The organism is Peribacillus sp. NPDC097224, assembly GCF_044761985.1.
Taxonomy (GTDB): Bacteria; Bacillota; Bacilli; order Bacillales; family DSM-1321; genus Peribacillus.
This window is the reverse complement of record NZ_JBIWDK010000003.1, coordinates 74,569-93,339: the sequence shown is the minus strand read 5'-3', so window position 1 is coordinate 93,339 and position 18,771 is coordinate 74,569. Positions and strand designations below refer to the sequence as shown.

The window sequence follows — 18,771 nt, the reverse complement described above, 5'->3', positions numbered from 1 at the left end:
AAAAGCACCTTCGATAAAAAGAAGGTGCTGATTCCTTTGCATTCATTTTCTTTTCTGTTCCATGACCTTCAAGCTCAAAAGCTTTTTATTCTCCAGATCATGCTGGACGGTAACGATGACGTTGAATTCCTTGCCATTTTCCACCACTACGAATACAAAGTCGTCTTCCACTTGTTTATTGCCCAAATTTTTACGGCCTTTATATTGATAGTCGGTCACATCGTCTCCAGGATAATCGGCCTGAACGACAGTGATGGCAATCTTCCCGTATTTCTCGTAATCCGGGGTTGCAGCAATTGGTGCACTTGGAGCCATTTGCGTTAGTATCATGAGCCCCATGACCAGCATCAGAAGTTTTTTCATCCCTTTACCTCCCAACATTTCTCACTTATTAGTCTTATTATGTATAACATCTCAATAGTTATTCAATCGATTCGCTTCTTGGACAAGCATCATCCCCACTTGACGGTTCCGGTCCCATTCTTCGGGAAATACGGACAAGGGTGGATTCGTTTCCTCCACTAAATAACTAAGTTCAATGGTCAGCGCCGGCCGCTCGAATTCGGTAATGAACCAATCCGTAAATCCACTGCCTATTGCTTCCTTTTCCGGGATGGTCAGTTCATAACCGGTTAGCTCTGCCGTTTTCTTCGCTATGCCGTAATCCCTTGCCATGTTCTTAGGTTTATTGTGATAGTGCCAAAATATTTCCCGTCCAGACGTATGGTAGGAAACAGCAATAAGGGGGTCGAGCTTCTTCGTGAAGGACACAAGTGCTTTTGCCTCCGATGCCATCAGTGGACGTTTTCCTTTATAAAACTGATACGTGGGTTGTTTCGCTTCATTGATTATGTCATCCCAACCACTTGGATATTGCCTGTTTAAATCGATGCCATTCGCATTGGCTTTCCACCGGGACCACTCTGTGCTATAGTCGTTCATTTTCCAGACCGCCACTCGCTCCCATACATTTAAGTGAGAGAAATCACCCTGCTGGATCCTGACCCCGTCAGGATTTAACATCGGGATGAACCAGATGCTGACCTCATCCAATAAATCCGAGGGGATTCCACCGATTGGCTCACATGTTTGATAGGCGGAGGCATAATCTTGTAGCATCTTCATCAGAATCATCGTACTAAGCCATTCCCGTCCATGATGGGCACCGACCATTAAAATCGACTTCTGGCCCCTACCAAGTTTAACGGCCTTTATCGGTTTTCCTTTTTCAGTTTCACCGATTGTTACCGTTTTTAGTTGATACTTTTTTTCCATTTCCAGAAGATCTTTTTCCATTGTTTCGGGTGAATATAGCTGTTCAGAGAATGCGTATGAAGGATATAGCAGAAAACAGATCCACCAAAGCAAAATGATTTTTTTCATGAACTCACCTTTGATTATTATTCAGGTAAAAAACAACAAACGCGGTTTTTCTATATCGCCACTTATTGTAAGGAGAGCTTCTGCCCATTCTGTACAAAATACAAATAGCTCCTTAGTAAGGAGGAGAATGATATGAGGATAGCGGATTATGATCAGGCGTTGTTTCACACACACCGATCGGATTGGGACAGCCTTTTAGTTTTGATGGTACGAACGAAAGATCACATTCTTTCGAAGAAAATTGAGCATTTTTTACACGCATATCGGTTTGAGCATGATTACCAAATCGTTCAATCTCAGCTGTATGCCCTATTTCGTTATCTCGATCATGCTGCTGAACAGACGAGTGAATATGAATATGTAACGGAAGTTCAACAATAGTTTGTACAAAATGGGAAATATTATGCAAGTTGCTTATCAGGGATTAAACTATGGCTGGTGAAACCCTAATGGAAACAAGGAAGGGGTCAGGTATTTTCATACCTGACCCCTTTTTCCATTATTTCTTTATTGTCGCATATGCACTTGCATACATTTTCAATTCATCCATCAAAGCGTCGACAAGCAATGCGGATTCTTCATTCAATCCGTCATTTTCGTAATCGAAGCAGTGCGGATCAAGTACTAGTTGTTTTGGAATCACGTTCGCATAAAGGCTGCGGCCTACCGTTCTCACGGAATTCAACGCGTTGATTCCACCTTTACCTCCGCCTGAAACGGCAAGAAGCGCGACTGGTTTATGTGTGAATTGATCGCTGCTTAGGAAATCCAACGCATTTTTCAAAGCACCACTCATAGAACCATGATATTCCGGCGTCGTTAAAATGACACCATCCGCTTCTTCGATGCTTGTGCGAAGATCTTGAATCACTTTCAATTGGTATTGCTCGCCTTCCCCGGTATATAAAGGGATTTCACTATTGCTTAAATCGATTAATTCTGCTCCGTATTGTTTAGATATGAAGCGTGAAGCAATCCCTGTACGTCCTTGTTTACGTGGTGAACCATTAATGATGACTAATTTCATGGATATTCCCCTCCTTGGTAAGTTTGAAATGATAGGTCTGAAATATATTTCATCAAAATATCCCATTATCCTCAATCAGTATACCAAAGTCCATGCGTAATTTCCTTGAATTTGAGACATTCCATTTCTATCCTATTTCGGAACAAAGAACGAAGAACTTGCCTTCGCTCTCCCTTTATTTATTACACCAAAGCTTCTATTTCACTCATGAAATCGTTAATGACGGCGGAAAGCTTATCTTCCGATTCCTGCAGGGAACTTCCTTGGACCCCGAAATAGAATTTAATTTTCGGTTCGGTACCTGAAGGACGGAGGCATACCCACGTTCCATCATCGAGGAAATATTTTAAAACGTTGGATGTCGGAAGTTCAATCACTTCCTCAACAGTCGTTCTCAAATCGTACTTTTTACCGTTCTGATAATCTTCGGCGATGACTACGGGGATACCCCCTATTTGGGTAGGTGGGTTTTGCCTGAATCGATCCAATATTCCTTGGATCTGTTTTGCCCCTTCCATTCCTTTTAGGGTTAATGAACGTAGCCCTTCCAAATAGAATCCGTATTTTTCAAAGACATTCATCAAGCCTTGGTAAAGGGTCAAGCCCTGCTTTTTGTAATAAGCACATACTTCAACAGCAAGAACCGCTGCTTGGATGGCATCTTTATCACGGGCGAAATCCTTGATTAGATAGCCGTAACTTTCTTCATACCCGAAAACGAAGCTATGTGCCCCGGTTTTCTGATACTCATTTATTTTCTCGGCAATGAACTTGAAGCCAGTCAGAACATCCACCGTCTCCAACCCGTAGGACTTTGCAATCGTCCTCCCGATTTCCGAAGTCACAATTGTTTTCAAGACCACTCCATTCTGAGGAATCGTCCCTTTTTCCTTTTGCTGACTCAATAAGTAATCCAAGAACAAGGCTCCCGTTTGATTACCAGTTAAAACGACATATTGATTCGCTTCGTTTTTCACGGCAATCCCTAACCGGTCGGCATCAGGGTCCGTTGCAATCAATAGATCGGCTTCCACCTGATTGCCAAGTTCGATGGCCATTTCAAATGCGGCTGACTCCTCAGGATTAGGAGATTTCACCGTCGAAAAGTCCGGATCGGGCAATTCCTGTTCCTTGACGACATGGACATTGTGATACCCCAGGTCCTTAAGTGCGCGCCTAACCGATTTATTGGCTGTCCCATGAAGAGGGGTGAAGACAAGTGACACATCCATTTCTTCGGCTAAATGCGGATTCTCAGGAACCGTCAAAAGCTGTTGATTATAAGCGATATCCAACTCTTCCCCAATGATCTCGATAAGCCCCTTCTCTTTTAACGCTTCCACTTCTTTAATTTGTATATCAAGTTCACTTTCAATGGCATTCACGTACTGAATGACCTGGTCCGCGGCTATTGGAGGCAACTGTGCACCATCCGGTCCGTAAACTTTGTATCCGTTATATTCAGGAGGGTTATGGCTTGCTGTAATCACGATTCCAGCAAAGGCATTCAGCTCCCGGACGGCAAACGATAATTCAGGCGTTGGTCGCAGCTCATCGAATAAGTAGGCTTTCACACCGAAAGTCGCCAATGTTTTAGCCGCTTCCAGTGCGAATTCCGGTGACTTGTGCCTCGAATCATAGGCGATGACCGTCCCTCTACTTTTTGCCTCTTCCCCGAATGATGAAATATATTGTGCCAGTCCCACCGTTGCCTTTCGAACCGTATATAGGTTCATCCGGTTCGTTCCAGCTCCAATTTCCCCACGCATGCCACCTGTCCCAAATTCCAAGTTCTTATAAAAGGCATCTTCGAGTTTTGCTTCATCCCGTTGCATTTCCTCGAGCAGGACACGTAATTCCCCATTTAAATTCTGGTAACCTGCCCAAGCGGTGTAGAAAGATTTCCATTCCATCTCCAACATCTCCTCTCAACGCCCATATTTTGAATTTTATGTATTAACCCTATTATAAAATTAACATATTTTTCCCCATAAATGAAGTAAAGGCTCGTGACGAAAAAGCAACTGTTGCTTTTTCGTCACGAGCACATGTAAATCCTTATTTATCTCCTTTTTGGTATTGCAATTTGTAAATGTCATGGCGACGATCTTTTAATTGTCTTACCGTACCGGATTGACGCTCCCGTCGTAAGATTTCCAGATCAACATCGCCGATAAGCACCATCTCAAGGTTAGGGCTCGTTTCCCCTACGATACCATCACGGGCAAACTCGAAGTCTGAAGGGGCAAAAATTCCAGACTGTGCATATTGGATATCCATGTTTTCCGTTTGTGGCAAGTTCCCGACAGTTCCGGAGATGACTGTGTAGACCTGATTCTCCACAGCACGTGCCTGGGCACAATAGCGAACCCTCAGATAACCTTGTCGGTCTTCCGTACAGAAAGGTGTGAAAATGATCTTGGCACCCATATCTGTCGCTATACGAGCAAGTTCCGGGAATTCGATGTCATAACAAATTTGAATCGCGATCTTTCCGCAATCCGTATCAAAGACACGTACGCGGTCTCCCGCATTAATCCCCCACCACTTTCTTTCATTTGGTGTAATATGGATTTTATATTGTTTCTCAATGGTTCCGTCGCGACGGAACAAGTAGGCAATATTATAAATATTGTCATCTTCCTCTTTAACGAAATGAGAACCACCGATGATATTGACGTTATATCTTACTGCAAGCTTCGTGAACAATTCAATGTACTGCTCCGTGAATTCCGAAAGCTTCCTGACTGCCAGACTTGGAGACCGTTCATTTAAGAACGACATCAACTGGGTTGTGAACAGCTCTGGGAATACAGCGAAATCAGCATTGGCGTCGGACGCTACATCCGTGAAATACTCCACTTGGTTCGCGAAATCTTCAAATGATTCGATACGACGGAGCATGTATTGCACGACGCATATCCGAACAGGTTCGGACGTCTTGTAATAACGCTTCGATTTCGGTTGGTAATCCCAATTATTCCATTCCATGAGTGTCGCGTATTTATTGGAAGCCAGATCATCAGGCAAATAGTTGGGATTGATCCTCATAAGGGTGAACCCATTTAAAAGCTGGAACGATAAGACTGGATCATATATTTTATGCAGTTGCACTTCCTTGACGTATTCTCTCGGTAGCAATTCATCCGCATACTTATGGTAGTTTGGAATTCTGCCGCCGATAATGATACTTTTCAGGTTCATTTGTGCAGCTAGTTCTTTTCTTGAATCATATAGTCGTTGTCCTATTTTCATCCTGCGGAATTTTGGATGAACCATGACTTCAATTCCATATAGATTATAACCGTCTGGATTGTGATTCGTGATGTAGCCATTATCCGTTACATCATCCCAAGTATGGCGATCATCATATTCGTCAAAATTGATAATGAGGCTTGAACAAGAACCAATCACTCTGCCATCGTACTCAGCTACGAATTGGCCCTCCGGAAAGATTTCCAAATGGCTCTCGAGCTGATCTCGTTTCCATGGATCCATCCCTGGAAAACAAGACGCTTGCATAGCAATGATTTCGTCTATGTCCCCTAGCTTCATATTTCGTATTTCCATGATTTTCTCAAATTTATGCAGGTCTAAATTAGGCATTTTTCTCAGGCTCCTTTATTCTCTTCATCGAAGATTATACCCCTAATTTTAAAAATATAACACTTGAAACTCCTAATTCCCTTGTTATGTACCTGGAAAAAACCCCGTCTGAAGCATATTTTAAGAACATATATTTTACAGACGCCATCGATACAGACTATACTTTTATTAAAGAAAAAGAAGGTGGAGTAGGGAAGCGATGAACAAGACAAAAGACAGTAAAGAAAACTGGCTATTTATTGCATGGGCTGCTTCCATCATTGCCATGTTTGGAAGCTTATATTTTTCTGAAATTAAGCAATACGAACCTTGTACCCTTTGCTGGTATCAACGGATCATCATGTATCCTTTTACAGTCATTTTAGGTATAGCCATCATTCGTAAGGACCATTGGATCAGCTTTTATACCATGATATTGTCCGGTATCGGTGCACTCATTTCAACCTATCACTATTTGATTCAAAAGGTTTCATTATTTTCCGACCATTCCCTTGCGTGCGGAAGGGTCCCATGTACAGGTCAATATATTAACTGGTTTGGATTTATTACGATCCCTGCCTTAGCTCTCGTTGCATTCATCATTATATTCCTATGCAGCTACATCGTATGGACAAGATCCAAGGAGGCTTCAGCTTAATGAAAAAGATTGCGATATTCTTAGTAATAATCGTCGCCCTATTTATCGTATTGGGCGTTGTGACCAATATGAAAAAAGAAGAAAAGGCAAAGGGCAATCCTTACGGAAAAGATAGTCTTAAATCCGCCACCGTCGATCAATTGGATGATCCCAATTATCAAAATCTGATTCTCCCCGCCGAGTTAGAGAATGACCTGCAGGAAAAAGAAGCAGTGACGGTTTACTATTATAGCCCTACATGCGTGCATTGCCAAAAAACCACCCCAGTCGTCGCACCCCTGGCCGAAGAGATGGGCATTGACCTTGTTCAATACAATTTATTGGAATTCGAGCAAGGATGGAGCGATTATGGGATAGAGAGCACGCCGACCATTGTCCATTATGTTGATGGAAAAGAAAAAGCCCGGTTAGTTGGCTACCATGAAAAGTCAGACTTTAAAGAATGGTTCGAGGAAAACGACATCAATTAATAAAAAGAACCGGCTATAACGGGAACAGTCCGTTATAGCCGGTTCTTTTTATTTGCCTTATACTAAGTATGAATTCGCCACTTGAACATTGTACATGGACAAACCTTCCATTCCCACATGTTCGCTCATTCGGTTAAAATGATTAGAATCGAAGGGGAAGAATATCCCGCATTCATTCAAAAGTGTAATGTTGCGCTTGAACAATTCATCTGATTTACGTTCAGTTGCCTTTGAATCCACCTTCTCCTCCTTGTCCATAATGGTTAGGAGGACTTGAAGGCATGTCATCACCTGATACGCTTCCCTAAGTGTACCATTGTAGGTGAAACGGTCTTTATTAGGCTGTAAAACGCCTATTTCTTTAAAATGAAGGATTTCATCTTTTGTGAAGTAACTCGGAAATACAGATTCGTAGAAACGTTCAACAAGATCAGCAATTTCTTGCTCTTGTTCTTCCGTTGATGGAGAGACAACCTTCACAACAAAACCACCTTTTTCAAATACTTTGGTCCTATCTTTGTTTGCTTAATCTTAGAGGATCATCCTTTTTTTTATAGAATAACATAAAAACTGTAAAAATAATGTGGTAATTTAACCCACCGACTCATTTTCAATAGGTCTAATGATTCTTTTTTCACAGTTCATTGTAATTATTATATATTTTTTTCTTAAAAATACAATCTAATCCAACGAAAGTAGGAATAAATTTGAAACATTTCACAGTAAAAAACGATGAATTATTCATCACTGTACATAAACAATTGGATGGTTTTACATTAGAAGGTCTTTTTAGAGACCATTGGAAGGCTCCAAAGAAACTTGTTCATGAATGGAGAATGAGTAAGGAAGTAAAAGTGAATGATGTCATCACTCCTTGGACAAGTCAAATTTCTGAAGGGGATACGATCCGGATTCCGTTGCTTCACGTTGATGATGATCGAGTACCCGCTACAGATTTGGGAATCACCATCTTATATGAAGATGATTTGTTATTGATCGCAAACAAACCGGCAGGAATGGATACCCACCCCTCTCATTCCGGTGATAGGAATTCGCTGATCAACGGGGTGGCCCACCACCTTCAGGTAACCGGCCAAACCTGCATGATAAAACATATTCATAGACTCGATAAAGATACCACCGGCGCCGTCCTTTTTGCTAAAGAGCGACTGACCGGCTCCATGCTCGATAGAATGCTTGAAGAACGGAACATCAAGAGAACCTATTATGCTTTAGTGGAAGGGATCCTTCAAAAAAACGCAGGAAAAATCGAAGAAAAGATTGGGCGGGACCGGCATCATGCGACGAGACGAAGAGTATCTCCATCCGGACAGACAGCCATCACTCATTATCAAGTCCTTGAACGGTACCCTAAAGAAAATCGGACACTTGTCAGCTGCACATTAGAAAGTGGCAGGACCCATCAAATCCGGGTGCACTTCAGCCACTTGAATCATCCATTGGCCGGGGATACTCTGTATGGCGGAAAGAGGTCCTTTCCACGTCAGGCCCTTCATGCCAGGAAAATAGAATTCATCCATCCTATCTCCGAAGAAAAAATCGCCATCGAAGCGCCTTTCCTGGATAAGCCCAGTATCTTTGATACGTTATAAACCATAAAAAAGCTGGCTCATCGTCTTTGAGCCAGCTTTTTTTGATTATGATCCTTTTTTTAATGTAGCGGCCGCCCAATTCCCAAAAGATTGGATTAGCTGAACGAGGCAGATCAATAGGAGGACCGTCAGGAACATGACAGGAAGATCCCATTGTTGGTACCCATACCGTAGTGCCAGATCACCGAGTCCCCCCGCTCCCACAGCCCCGGCCATTGCCGTTGCTCCGATCAACCCTATCGTTGCAATCGTCAAACAAAGGACGATCCCTGGTCTAGCTTCGCGTAACATGATTCGAAAGATGATTTGTGTCCGTGTCGCTCCCATGGCCAAGTAGGCTTCAATGATGCCGCGGTCCACTTCAAGCAAAGCCGTTTCTATCAATCGTGCGATATACGGGGCGGTAAATACGATCAGCGGGACAATCGCACCCTTAACGCCTATCGCCGTGCCTGCCACCCATTCAGTGAAAGGGATGATGGCCACGATCAAGATGATGAACGGCACGGACCGGATGATGTTAACAAGTATATTCAATATAAGAAAGACCATTTTACTAGGTGCAAGATGATCTTTTCTTGTTATCACCAATAACACCCCAAGCGGAATGCCAATGATGGTGGCAACGAAAAGAGCGACCCCAACCATCATTAATGTTTCGTAAAGCGACTGTGTAAATAACGGCGACATCTCTACCAATCTCTCCATCATGACATCATCACCTCGGGATCCTGTTTTATTTCCACATGATGAACCGCCTGTTTGAGAAAATCGATGGCCTGTAAAATCGATTCTTCCTTACCTGAAATATGTAGCACCATCATCCCAAGTGGCATTCCTTTCACTGAAATCATCGAACCGCTTAGCACATTGGTGACCACGGAAAACCGTATGGCAAGGGAATGTAGCACAGGATTAAGTGCATCGTCTCCCCTGAATGAGATCCTGACAACTTTATAGGACGAACTTCCCTGCATTTTATTCAACAAGTCTTTTGGAACCGTATCATCAAAAACGGTTCGGATGAAGTTTTTCGTCGTCGGGGCTTGAGGTGTACTGAAAATATCATGAACTGACCCCTGTTCGATGATTTCCCCCTGCTCCATGACAGCCACCCGATCACAGATTTTTTTAATGACATCCATCTCATGGGTGATCAGCATGATCGTCAACCCCATCTTTTCATTAATATCAAGCAAAAGTTCAAGAATGGATTCCGTGGTTTGTGGATCTAACGCGGAGGTGGCCTCATCACATAAAAGAAGTTCGGGGTCCATCGCCAAGGCTCGAGCGATCCCCACCCTTTGCTTTTGTCCTCCTGACAGCTGAGCAGGATATTCCCCCGCTTTATCCTGCAAGCCCACTAACGAAAGCAAACCGTCAACTTTTTGCTTGATTTCTCGTTTGGACATCTTATTCATTCTTAAGATTTCTGCGACATTATCAAACACATTATAGGAATCCAGCAAATTAAAATGCTGAAAGATCATCCCTATTTTCTTTCGGGATGACCGCAATTCCCGTTCACTCAATTGCAGTAAATCGACTCCATTCACCATGACTTTTCCGCTAGTCGGCTTTTCCAGTAGATTGACCGTACGAAGCAACGTACTCTTTCCGGCTCCGCTAAAACCAATCACACCGAAAATCTCTCCCCTATTCACGGAAAGGGATACACCCTTTAAGGCATGAATGCTTTTTTTTCCCTCTACATATGTTTTGTGTATATCAGTCAGCTGGATCATTCTAGCCCCCCTACTTATCCTTCATTTCCAGGTTTGGACCAGCAAAGAGCCTTCTTTACTGTGCCTTTCTCTCCTTTTATTCAAAAGGATGATCGACCGTTTTGAACACACCATCGTACTTTTCTTTAATGAATGCTTTCACTTCTTTGGAACTATATAATTCAGTTAATTTTTTATAGTCTTCATTATCTTTATTTTCTTCTGCGGTTGCCAAGTAAATCGGGAACTTGTCCCCTTGTTCGATATATAATGGATCTTCCTTCGGGTCGTATCCATTCTGGATTGCAAAATTACTAGGGATAATCGCTACGTCCAGGCTATTCATCGCTGGAGCAAGCATGCCGCCTTCTAACTCCTTGAATTTCAATTTTTTTGGATTTTCTGCGATGTCCTGGATGGTTGCGTAGTTTTCAAGACCCGGCTTCAATTTAATTAAACCCGCTTCTTCATATAACAAAAGACCACGCCACAGATTAAGAGGATCATTCATGATTCCTAGAGTGGCCCCTTCAGGAATTTCCTCGATCGTTTTGTATTTTTTCGAATAAAAAGCCATATTCGTGGTGAAAACCTTCCCCACAGTTGCGATATTGGCTTTGTGATTCTCGTTATATTGTTCTAAATATGGTTTGGTTTGGAATACATTTACATCCAAGTCCCCATTTTCAAGAGCGCGGTTAGGCGTGACGAAATCATTGAATGGGACAATCTCCATTTTGATTCCCTCTTCCTTGGCCACCTCTTTCACCTTTTTGGCCACCTCTTCAAAAGGGCCCGCGGAAACGCCCACTTTAATCGTCTGTTCTTGAACTTTCTCTTCACTACCGCAGCCAGCCACTAATAATAAGCCCGTGACTGCAAGAAGCATCCCCATCATTTTCATCATTCTCATTCTCCCTCCCCATTTTTCAGTATACAATTATTATTATTTTAAAAACATCATAATTTTACATTCATCCTATATATTGATTATTTATCCTTTTTCTTAAGTAAATGACAATAATTTTTATATATTTAAATAGCAAATATTACTTTTTTCCATACTAATTAACGGAAATAAGGCAACTGCTAAAAGCGATTGCCTTGAAATTCCCCCAAAAAAATAAGCTGGCCGTTTAGGCCAGCTACATTTTCTTTATTTATGAAGCTTTTCTTGTTCCTCTTAAGATTAAGCTTAAGATGAAGACAAATACGATAGCACCGATTAATGCTGGAATGATAGCGAAATCTGCTACTGAAGGTCCCCAAGTTCCAAGAATTAATGAACCTAACCATGCACCAACAAAACCTGCAATGATGTTACCAACGATACCGAATGGTACGTCACGTCCGATAATCATACCTGCTAACCAACCGATAATACCACCGATAATTAATGACCATAAGAATCCCATAATATATTTCCTCCTTGAGTAAATGAATTTTATTCAACAGACTTGAAGAAATACTCATCACTTTCATTATTCGTGTCCGATCAACACCATAACCTTTACACTCAAAAGGTATAATGCCTGGTACGCATATCTTAATAATGCGAATGTTTTTGGTTATTTAAAAAGGTAATTGTCATTTTAAAATGAAGTTGATTGGACACCGCTTAATGTCTGTGTGTGTTTTCTTCTTGTTTGCTGTTGTACTAAGTATTTTCCCCTTATTCTAAATCTAAAACCTTATTTTATTTTAATTTTTTTGGAACCGAAAAAGAGATTATCGATGTAGAGAAAGGGGTATATACTATTTTTCATTTCGTCTTCCACTGTTAGTATAGACAGTTTCCATCTATAATATGTTAAAAAAAAGAGTGTCCAGAATTTCTCTGGGCACTCTTTTTAGGGTTCGTGAAACTGGTTAAAAAATCAGTTCATCCGGGTTGCTACCGAATCGTTCATTTTTATTCAAGGCGTCGATTTGGTTCATCTCATTAAGGCTCAATGAAAAGTCGAACACTTGAGCATTTTCTACGATACGCGAAGGTGTAATCGACTTTGGAATAACTACGATATCATGTTGTAGGTGCCATCTGATCAATACCTGTGCAGCGCTTTTCCCATGCTTTTTCGCAATATGGTTGATTGTAGGTTCATCGATTAAATGCCCGCGTCCAAGCGGACTCCACGCCTCTACCTTGATATCATGTTTTTTGCAGTAATCACGAATTTCGGTTTGAGTTAACAATGGATGTAATTCAATTTGATTGACGACAGGCTTAACCTCACTGTTTGCCAATAAGTTTTCCAGATGGTGAACATGGAAATTACTTACGCCGATCGCTTTCACTTTTCCATCATGATAAAGTTTCTCAAGTGCCTTCCATGTTTCCAGGTATTTATCCTGACCTGGCCAATGGATCAAATATAAGTCCAAATACTCCAAACCTAGACGTTCCATGCTATCCTCGAAAGCTTGAAGGGTCGTTTCATATCCTTGTTCCGTATTCCATACTTTCGACGTAATGAACAGTTCTTCACGTGGGATGCCACTTTCCCGAATCGCCTGCCCCACACCTTCTTCATTTTCGTAGATGGCGGCCGTATCGATTGCACGGTAACCTACCTCAATCGCCTTCTTGACTGATTCAACCGTTTCCTCACCGTTTTTCACCTTAAAGACACCGAAGCCCAGCTGCGGCATTTGCACTCCATTATGTAAAGTTATCTTCTCACCAACACTTGAAATCACGTGACATTCCCCCTTAGTTTTATTTTCCAATTATAGCATCAGATACCTTGCATTTCTAACCATTCACCTCGGAATTTTCAGCTTTCAATCCACCAAATCCTTTGGTAAACTATCCATTATTATTTAAAAAAAGAATGAATAGGTAATTTTTCATCGAATGAATAAAATATTTTGTAAAAAAATGACGAAACATCTATCCTTATAGATAAGAAATTCGTTACAATTGAATAGTTGGGCAAAAAAATGTTAAAAGTAGGTGCCACCTTTTCAAAAGAATAATCAATCGATATAACTCCCATTCTAAATAGTAGGAGTTTCAAGACTAATCTCTCGTCCACTTTGTATCCGCAAACTAGGTTTTATATTTACATACTTGAACATTAAGGGAGTCTTACATGCATGAGTAGTCTATTCATTTTAACAGCTGCAATTATCTTCTTTGCTTTAGTTTTTGACTTTATCAATGGGTTCCATGATACGGCCAATGCAATCGCTACCGCTGTTTCAACTAAGGCACTACAACCTCGGCACGCCATCATCATGGCTGCGATCATGAACTTATTGGGAGCATTGACCTTTACAGGGGTAGCCCAAACCATAACAAAGGACATTGTTGATCCATTTACCTTAAATAATGGTTCTTATGTCATTCTTGCTGCCCTACTATCTGCAATCATTTGGAATTTGGTCACCTGGTACGTTGGCATTCCAAGCAGTTCTTCCCATGCCATCATCGGATCCATTGCTGGAGCTGCCATAATATCAGGTGGTTTCGATTCCATCAAGTGGAGTGGGTTTTCTAAGATCGTCCAAGCCTTGATCTTATCTCCTATCATTGCATTTGCAGTCGGTTTTATCGTGTATAGCATCTTCAAGATCATCTTTAAAAATAATAACTTAGGCAAGACCAATAAACGTTTCCGGAGGATTCAAATTCTTACGGCTGCGATTCAATCCTATACACACGGAACAAATGATGCGCAAAAGTCGATGGGGATCATCACATTGGCTTTAATGGCTAATGGATTTGCTCATAGCTCCGACATCCCATTCTGGGTACAACTTTCCTGTGCGATTGCCATGGCCTTAGGTACTTCAATCGGCGGATGGAAAATCATCAAGACGGTCGGTGGGAAAATCATGAAGATCCGCCCGATAAACGGAGTGGCCGCTGATATGTCGGGGGCCGCCATCATCTTAGGGGCTACCTTCATTCATATGCCTGTAAGTACAACCCATGTCATCTCCTCTTCAATACTTGGTGTAGGCTCAGCTCACCGAATCAAAGGGGTAAAATGGACAACCGCCAAAAGCATGCTGGTGACATGGTTCATCACGTTACCAATTTCCGCAGGATTGGCTGCAACCATATACTATATTATTTCATTATTTTTATAATCCAACACTTGAACCTTTCCAATCCGGAAAGGTTTTTTTCTTCTCTTTTCTCTCTTCATCATTGTAGATATTCCCAAATTTCACTTTTCCTTTATCTTTTTGTAAAGTTTTATTAAGATTTTGTAAATTTTCGTCGAAAAACCTTCCCTATTGCTAGATGAATTCGTTACAATCAAGTTGTTAATACTAAAGCGTACACATGTATACGTAAAATTACGCTTGACTAATTGGGAGGCATTAACCATGGCTTTTAAATCTAAAAAAGACAAATTTGCAGTGATGTTATTAAATATTGCTCAAAACATCAAAGAAAGTGCGGACTATTTCGCAGATTATAAGCTTAAAAATATCAGCGACTTAAAAGTTTTTTCAGATACGATGAAAGATTATGAGCACAAGGGCGATGAAATGGTTCACACCATCATTAAAGAATTAAACAACGCCTTCATTACTCCTATAGAGCGTGAAGATATTCTTGAATTAACCATGAGAATGGATGATGTCATAGACGGTTTGGAGCATTGTTCCGCTCTATTCGAAATGTATTCTATCGTTAATGCCGATGAGTACATGCTTAAATTCGTCGATGCCATTAAAGAATGCACCTATGAAATCGAAACAGCTGTCGATACGCTATCTACTAAAAAATTACCAATGATCCGTGAAAACGCGATTAAGATTAAAGAACTTGAATCTGTTTGTGATGGCATCCAACGCCAATCCATCAAAAACCTGTTTACGGTTGAGAAAGATCCAATCAGAATCATCCAATATAAAGAGATTTACGAGAGCCTTGAAGAAATTGCCGACAACTGTCAAGCCGTTGCCAATACACTTGAAACAATCATAATGAAAAACGCCTAAGGAGTACCCCCAAAAATGGATACTTTATTGATTTTAACGATTATCATTGTTTTCCTAGCACTTGCATTCGACTTCATCAATGGTTTCCATGATACAGCGAATGCCATTGCTACATCTGTTTCAACAAAAGCGTTAAAACCAAGGCATGCTATCATCTTAGCAGCTATCATGAATTTTGTTGGAGCCATGACTTTCACAGGCGTGGCGAAGACGATCACGAAGGATATTGTGGATCCGTTCACCCTCCCGAATGGTTCTTATGTAATCATGGCTGCCCTACTTTCGGCCATCATATGGAATCTTCTTACTTGGTATTACGGAATACCAAGTAGTTCCTCCCATGCATTGATAGGTTCGATTGCAGGTGCCGCAATTGCAGCAGCCGGATTCTCCTCCATTAAGTGGGAAGGGTTCTTGAAAATTCTCGAAGCGTTGATTTTCTCTCCTATCATCGCTTTCGTGATAGGGTATATCGTTTACAGCATCTTTAAAGTTGTTTTCAAAAACAACAACCTGACGAAAACGAATCAAAGGTTCCGTACGATCCAGATTGCTACAGCAGCCCTTCAATCGTATACACATGGAACGAATGATGCTCAAAAGGCGATGGGGATCATTACACTGGCCCTGATCGCCAATGGATATGCATCAAGCACGGATATCGCTTTATGGGTTCAATTCAGTTGTGCCTTGGCAATGGGTCTTGGAACATCGATTGGTGGATGGAAAATCATCAAGACCGTCGGTGGTAAGATCATGAAGATTCGCCCTATCAATGGGGTTGCCGCTGATTTAACGGGTGCCTTCATCATCTTCGGTGCCACTTTGATTCATATGCCAGTAAGTACGACTCATGTTATTTCATCTTCCATCCTAGGAGTCGGTGCATCCCACCGGGTTAAGGGTGTTAAATGGGGAACGGCAAAAAGAATGCTAATCACTTGGTTCATTACCTTGCCTATTTCTGCTACATTAGCAGGGTTGATTTACATGGTTATTAATTTCTTTTTCTAACGTTTCCAAAAACCTGCTGAATCAGCAGGTTTTTTCATTTTCTGGAATTCTTCTATCCTATCACTATGTTAAATAAGGATAATCGTTTAAAATTTGTATAAGAAGGAATTTTTTAAGCGAGGTGCCTTAGCAGTATGAAGGAATTTACGAAAAATAGAGATATTTTTAAAGACCTTTATGGGGATATGATGGAGTTTGCTGATAGAATCAGTTCCGTTTTAGGTTGTCCGATTACAATAGAAGACGGAAACCATCGTCTCCTTGCCTATAGTACCCATGATGATACAACAGACCAAGCCCGGATCATGACCATCATTGGCAGACGGGTACCCGAAAAAGTCATCAATAGCTTATGGAAAGACGGCATCATTCCTTCCTTGTTGAAAGATGGGATGCCGATAAAAATAGATGCCAGGCATGACGTCGGGCTTGGCAATCGGGCAGCGGTTTCCATCCGGAAAAACAATGAAGTCCTGGGCTTCATCTGGGCATTGGAAGTAAACGAACCTTTCTCTGAGGAGGATATGGAATTTCTCCACTTTTCTGCCAAGGAAGCCAAAAATCAACTACAACAACTGCAATTGAAAAAGAAAAGGAAAGAAGCGGGACACCAGGAGTTTCTTTGGCGCATGTTGACGGGACACTATCAGGAAGAATCGGAAATACTCGAGCATTTCACTAAGTTTTCCATCCATGTCCCAGTCGTCTTTTCCATATTGGTATTTGAATTCCCAAACGAAATCAACCGTGAAGTCGAACGTTTCATTTCCTATATGCTAACGACCACCCAAAAGATTCATAGTTTCCTTTTTGCCATAGACCAGAATAGGCTCATCCTTTTTACTGGATTCAATCAGGAGAATGAATCTGCCTTCTCCACTTATGAATTCATCCCTTACTTCATATTGGAAATGCAACGACGGTTTGGTGTGGAACATATCCTTGGAACATCCGGGAACATGTATAAAAACCTGACCGACGTGAAATCAAGTTATGAGGAAGCGCTATATACCCTGAAAATGAAGTCGATTTTTCCAAACGATATGAATCATATCCTGCATTATGAAGAGCTCGGCATGTTTCAAATGCTTGATGTCTTTGCAAACAACAAACAGCGAACGGTCCATCCTTCTGTTTTAAAGCTCAAAGCATACGATATGAAAAATCAGACCGAATTATTGCACACACTGACCGTCTATCTCGAAAAAGACGGCAATCCCAATGAAGCTTCAAGGACTCTCCATATCCATGTGAATACGTTGAACTACCGATTAAAACGGATAAGTGAAATCGGGAATATCCGCCTAAAGGACCCGATTCAAAAGATGTCCCTCTTTCTAGACATCAAGATCGAACAATATAAAGAATTTCTAAAAAAAGCACGATGAATCTTAGATTACGGGTAAAGATAGGAAGACGGAAAGGAGAATGACCACCATGAATCTGGAACCAAGAGAAGAACTTGAGAAAGAATTGCAAATCATAAATAAGTGGGAAAAGGAACAGAAAGGTCTATGGTTTTGGGACCGGATCGGTCGCCTCCCCTTTAAGATACTCGACAAAGTGACCCCGTCCTTCATTCAAAAAAGGTTGGGTGCCCTGCTCGATGAAATAGGTAGCTACATACAAACAGGCGGCAAATACCTAACGAAGGAATCGGCCATCATCAGGAAGGTGGAGGTTCATAGCCCAAATTTGAACATCACTACCATCGAAGATATCTCCAGGGATGTGCCACTCCAAGTGATGGACAAAGTTGGTCAAGATATTAAAAAATCGGGTAGTCATTTAGCGACGGTCCAGGGGGCCAGTACAGGAATAGGCGGAGTTTTCACTTTAGCCATCGATATCCCCCTCCTCCTTGGCATGTCCATTAAAACCCTGCAAGACATGGCCGTAGCCTATGGTTACAATCCACGGGACAAGCAGGAACGGGTTTTCATCGTCAAATGCCTACAGTTCACTACATCTGATGTCGTCGGGAAAAAGACGCTTTTAAAGGAAATGGAGAACATGGTCCTTCCTGGGTCCGAATCTAAAAGAGAAATTGCTTCCGAGCTTCAAGGCTGGCGGGAAGTGGTCTATACATATCGCGATCAATTCGGTTGGAAGAAACTTTTGCAGATGGTTCCCGTCGCAGGCATCATCTTTGGTGCATTCACCAATCGTTCCATGATCTCCGATATGGCCGATACAGGCATGATGCTTTATAAGAAAAGAAGAATTATAGAACGAATGAAGGAAATCGGTTCCACTGATTAGTTCCATGTCAGATTTTCTTACGTACACCTTGGTCATCCAGGCTCGTATCCAATAGTTACCCATACCTTTTGAC

General features: G+C 41.6%; 20 protein-coding genes. 9 read left to right on the top strand and 11 right to left on the bottom strand.

Features of this window, described 5'->3' with window-relative positions:
* Nucleotides 1–42 precede the first annotated feature (42 nt).
* Together ACIQXR_RS07095 and ACIQXR_RS07090 are read right to left on the bottom strand one after the other, a co-directional pair.
* Complete coding sequence (locus ACIQXR_RS07095; protein ID WP_402867540.1) at nt 43–363, bottom strand: DUF3889 domain-containing protein; 321 nt, start codon at nt 361–363, stop codon at nt 43–45.
* 51 nt (nt 364–414) lie between these two features.
* A complete protein-coding gene (locus ACIQXR_RS07090) occupies nt 415–1,383 on the bottom strand; it encodes a M14 family zinc carboxypeptidase (protein WP_403079773.1) in 969 nt (322 codons plus the stop codon).
* 132 nt (nt 1,384–1,515) lie between these two features.
* Between ACIQXR_RS07090 and ACIQXR_RS07085 the strand changes: the two genes are divergently transcribed.
* Nucleotides 1,516–1,764, top strand: a complete 249-nt coding sequence (locus ACIQXR_RS07085; RefSeq protein ID WP_402867538.1) for a YhdB family protein — start codon at nt 1,516–1,518, stop codon at nt 1,762–1,764.
* Between the two features lie 118 nt (nt 1,765–1,882).
* Here ACIQXR_RS07085 and ACIQXR_RS07080 read toward each other — a convergent pair whose 3' ends face one another.
* From ACIQXR_RS07080 to ACIQXR_RS07070, 3 genes are all read right to left on the bottom strand, one after another.
* Complete coding sequence (locus ACIQXR_RS07080; RefSeq protein ID WP_402867537.1) at nt 1,883–2,410, bottom strand: NADPH-dependent FMN reductase; 528 nt, start codon at nt 2,408–2,410, stop codon at nt 1,883–1,885.
* A gap of 182 nt (nt 2,411–2,592) precedes the next feature.
* A complete protein-coding gene (locus ACIQXR_RS07075) occupies nt 2,593–4,323 on the bottom strand; it encodes a phospho-sugar mutase (RefSeq protein WP_402867536.1) in 1,731 nt (576 codons plus the stop codon).
* 145 nt (nt 4,324–4,468) lie between these two features.
* A complete protein-coding gene (locus ACIQXR_RS07070) occupies nt 4,469–6,016 on the bottom strand; it encodes a GNAT family N-acetyltransferase (protein WP_402867535.1) in 1,548 nt (515 codons plus the stop codon).
* Nucleotides 6,017–6,215: 199 nt separating this feature from the next.
* Here ACIQXR_RS07070 and ACIQXR_RS07065 point away from each other — a divergent pair, with 199 nt between their 5' ends.
* Together ACIQXR_RS07065 and ACIQXR_RS07060 are read left to right on the top strand one after the other, a co-directional pair.
* Complete coding sequence (locus tag ACIQXR_RS07065; RefSeq protein WP_402867534.1) at nt 6,216–6,653, top strand: disulfide oxidoreductase; 438 nt, start codon at nt 6,216–6,218, stop codon at nt 6,651–6,653.
* Nucleotides 6,653–7,123, top strand: coding sequence for a thioredoxin family protein (locus tag ACIQXR_RS07060; protein ID WP_402867533.1), 471 nt, complete (start codon nt 6,653–6,655; stop codon nt 7,121–7,123). The genes ACIQXR_RS07065 and ACIQXR_RS07060 overlap by 1 nt, the downstream gene beginning before the upstream one ends.
* 57 nt (nt 7,124–7,180) lie before the next feature.
* Here the strand turns inward: ACIQXR_RS07060 and ACIQXR_RS07055 are convergent, their stop codons facing one another.
* Complete coding sequence (locus ACIQXR_RS07055; protein WP_402867532.1) at nt 7,181–7,603, bottom strand: DUF5365 family protein; 423 nt, start codon at nt 7,601–7,603, stop codon at nt 7,181–7,183.
* Nucleotides 7,604–7,830: 227 nt separating this feature from the next.
* Between ACIQXR_RS07055 and ACIQXR_RS07050 the strand changes: the two genes are divergently transcribed.
* On the top strand, nt 7,831–8,736 hold the full coding sequence (locus tag ACIQXR_RS07050) for an RluA family pseudouridine synthase (RefSeq protein WP_402867531.1): 906 nt from the start codon (nt 7,831–7,833) through the stop codon (nt 8,734–8,736).
* Nucleotides 8,737–8,781: 45 nt separating this feature from the next.
* On the opposite strand, the gene ACIQXR_RS07045 is transcribed toward ACIQXR_RS07050, so the two are convergent.
* The 5 genes from ACIQXR_RS07045 to ACIQXR_RS07025 form a co-directional block, all read right to left on the bottom strand.
* Nucleotides 8,782–9,444 carry a methionine ABC transporter permease gene (locus ACIQXR_RS07045; RefSeq protein ID WP_403079851.1) on the bottom strand — a complete coding sequence of 221 codons (663 nt, stop codon included), beginning with the start codon at nt 9,442–9,444 and terminating at the stop codon, nt 8,782–8,784.
* On the bottom strand, nt 9,444–10,481 hold the full coding sequence (locus ACIQXR_RS07040; protein ID WP_402867530.1) for a methionine ABC transporter ATP-binding protein: 1,038 nt from the start codon (nt 10,479–10,481) through the stop codon (nt 9,444–9,446). The genes ACIQXR_RS07045 and ACIQXR_RS07040 overlap by 1 nt, the downstream gene beginning before the upstream one ends.
* Nucleotides 10,482–10,557: 76 nt before the next feature.
* Complete coding sequence (locus tag ACIQXR_RS07035) at nt 10,558–11,367, bottom strand: MetQ/NlpA family ABC transporter substrate-binding protein (RefSeq protein ID WP_402867529.1); 810 nt, start codon at nt 11,365–11,367, stop codon at nt 10,558–10,560.
* A gap of 253 nt (nt 11,368–11,620) precedes the next feature.
* Entirely contained in the window at nt 11,621–11,875 is a 255-nt protein-coding gene (locus ACIQXR_RS07030; RefSeq protein ID WP_402867528.1) for a GlsB/YeaQ/YmgE family stress response membrane protein, read from the bottom strand.
* Between the two features lie 454 nt (nt 11,876–12,329).
* The gene (locus ACIQXR_RS07025; protein ID WP_402956022.1) at nt 12,330–13,112 is read right to left on the bottom strand and encodes an aldo/keto reductase; all 783 of its coding nucleotides are present in this window, start codon (nt 13,110–13,112) and stop codon (nt 12,330–12,332) included.
* A gap of 447 nt (nt 13,113–13,559) precedes the next feature.
* On the opposite strand from ACIQXR_RS07025, the gene ACIQXR_RS07020 reads away from it, so the two are divergent.
* The 5 genes from ACIQXR_RS07020 to ACIQXR_RS07000 all read left to right on the top strand — a co-directional run bounded on the left by ACIQXR_RS07020 (nt 13,560) and on the right by ACIQXR_RS07000 (nt 18,698).
* Nucleotides 13,560–14,558, top strand: a complete 999-nt coding sequence (locus ACIQXR_RS07020) for an inorganic phosphate transporter (RefSeq protein ID WP_402867527.1) — start codon at nt 13,560–13,562, stop codon at nt 14,556–14,558.
* 243 nt (nt 14,559–14,801) lie between these two features.
* Entirely contained in the window at nt 14,802–15,422 is a 621-nt protein-coding gene (locus ACIQXR_RS07015) for a DUF47 domain-containing protein (RefSeq protein WP_402868506.1), read from the top strand.
* Nucleotides 15,423–15,437: 15 nt separating this feature from the next.
* Nucleotides 15,438–16,436 carry an inorganic phosphate transporter gene (locus tag ACIQXR_RS07010; protein ID WP_402867526.1) on the top strand — a complete coding sequence of 333 codons (999 nt, stop codon included), beginning with the start codon at nt 15,438–15,440 and terminating at the stop codon, nt 16,434–16,436.
* Nucleotides 16,437–16,570: 134 nt separating this feature from the next.
* Nucleotides 16,571–17,824, top strand: coding sequence for a PucR family transcriptional regulator (locus tag ACIQXR_RS07005; protein ID WP_402867525.1), 1,254 nt, complete (start codon nt 16,571–16,573; stop codon nt 17,822–17,824).
* A gap of 49 nt (nt 17,825–17,873) precedes the next feature.
* Nucleotides 17,874–18,698, top strand: coding sequence for an EcsC family protein (locus tag ACIQXR_RS07000; protein ID WP_402867524.1), 825 nt, complete (start codon nt 17,874–17,876; stop codon nt 18,696–18,698).
* Nucleotides 18,699–18,771 lie beyond the last annotated feature (73 nt).

Coding starts and splice junctions, on each gene's coding strand:
- ACIQXR_RS07010 (WP_402867526.1), top strand. CDS start 15,438: ATGGATACTTTATTGATTTTAACGATTATCATTGTTTTCCTAGCACTT.
- ACIQXR_RS07095 (WP_402867540.1), bottom strand. CDS start 363: ATGAAAAAACTTCTGATGCTGGTCATGGGGCTCATGATACTAACGCAA.
- ACIQXR_RS07000 (WP_402867524.1), top strand. CDS start 17,874: ATGAATCTGGAACCAAGAGAAGAACTTGAGAAAGAATTGCAAATCATA.
- ACIQXR_RS07035 (WP_402867529.1), bottom strand. CDS start 11,367: ATGATGAAAATGATGGGGATGCTTCTTGCAGTCACGGGCTTATTATTA.
- ACIQXR_RS07085 (WP_402867538.1), top strand. CDS start 1,516: ATGAGGATAGCGGATTATGATCAGGCGTTGTTTCACACACACCGATCG.
- ACIQXR_RS07090 (WP_403079773.1), bottom strand. CDS start 1,383: ATGAAAAAAATCATTTTGCTTTGGTGGATCTGTTTTCTGCTATATCCT.
- ACIQXR_RS07025 (WP_402956022.1), bottom strand. CDS start 13,112: ATGCCGCAGCTGGGCTTCGGTGTCTTTAAGGTGAAAAACGGTGAGGAA.
- ACIQXR_RS07040 (WP_402867530.1), bottom strand. CDS start 10,481: ATGATCCAGCTGACTGATATACACAAAACATATGTAGAGGGAAAAAAA.
- ACIQXR_RS07045 (WP_403079851.1), bottom strand. CDS start 9,444: ATGGAGAGATTGGTAGAGATGTCGCCGTTATTTACACAGTCGCTTTAC.
- ACIQXR_RS07060 (WP_402867533.1), top strand. CDS start 6,653: ATGAAAAAGATTGCGATATTCTTAGTAATAATCGTCGCCCTATTTATC.
- ACIQXR_RS07030 (WP_402867528.1), bottom strand. CDS start 11,875: ATGGGATTCTTATGGTCATTAATTATCGGTGGTATTATCGGTTGGTTA.
- ACIQXR_RS07020 (WP_402867527.1), top strand. CDS start 13,560: ATGAGTAGTCTATTCATTTTAACAGCTGCAATTATCTTCTTTGCTTTA.
- ACIQXR_RS07075 (WP_402867536.1), bottom strand. CDS start 4,323: ATGGAATGGAAATCTTTCTACACCGCTTGGGCAGGTTACCAGAATTTA.
- ACIQXR_RS07005 (WP_402867525.1), top strand. CDS start 16,571: ATGAAGGAATTTACGAAAAATAGAGATATTTTTAAAGACCTTTATGGG.
- ACIQXR_RS07070 (WP_402867535.1), bottom strand. CDS start 6,016: ATGCCTAATTTAGACCTGCATAAATTTGAGAAAATCATGGAAATACGA.
- ACIQXR_RS07065 (WP_402867534.1), top strand. CDS start 6,216: ATGAACAAGACAAAAGACAGTAAAGAAAACTGGCTATTTATTGCATGG.
- ACIQXR_RS07080 (WP_402867537.1), bottom strand. CDS start 2,410: ATGAAATTAGTCATCATTAATGGTTCACCACGTAAACAAGGACGTACA.
- ACIQXR_RS07015 (WP_402868506.1), top strand. CDS start 14,802: ATGGCTTTTAAATCTAAAAAAGACAAATTTGCAGTGATGTTATTAAAT.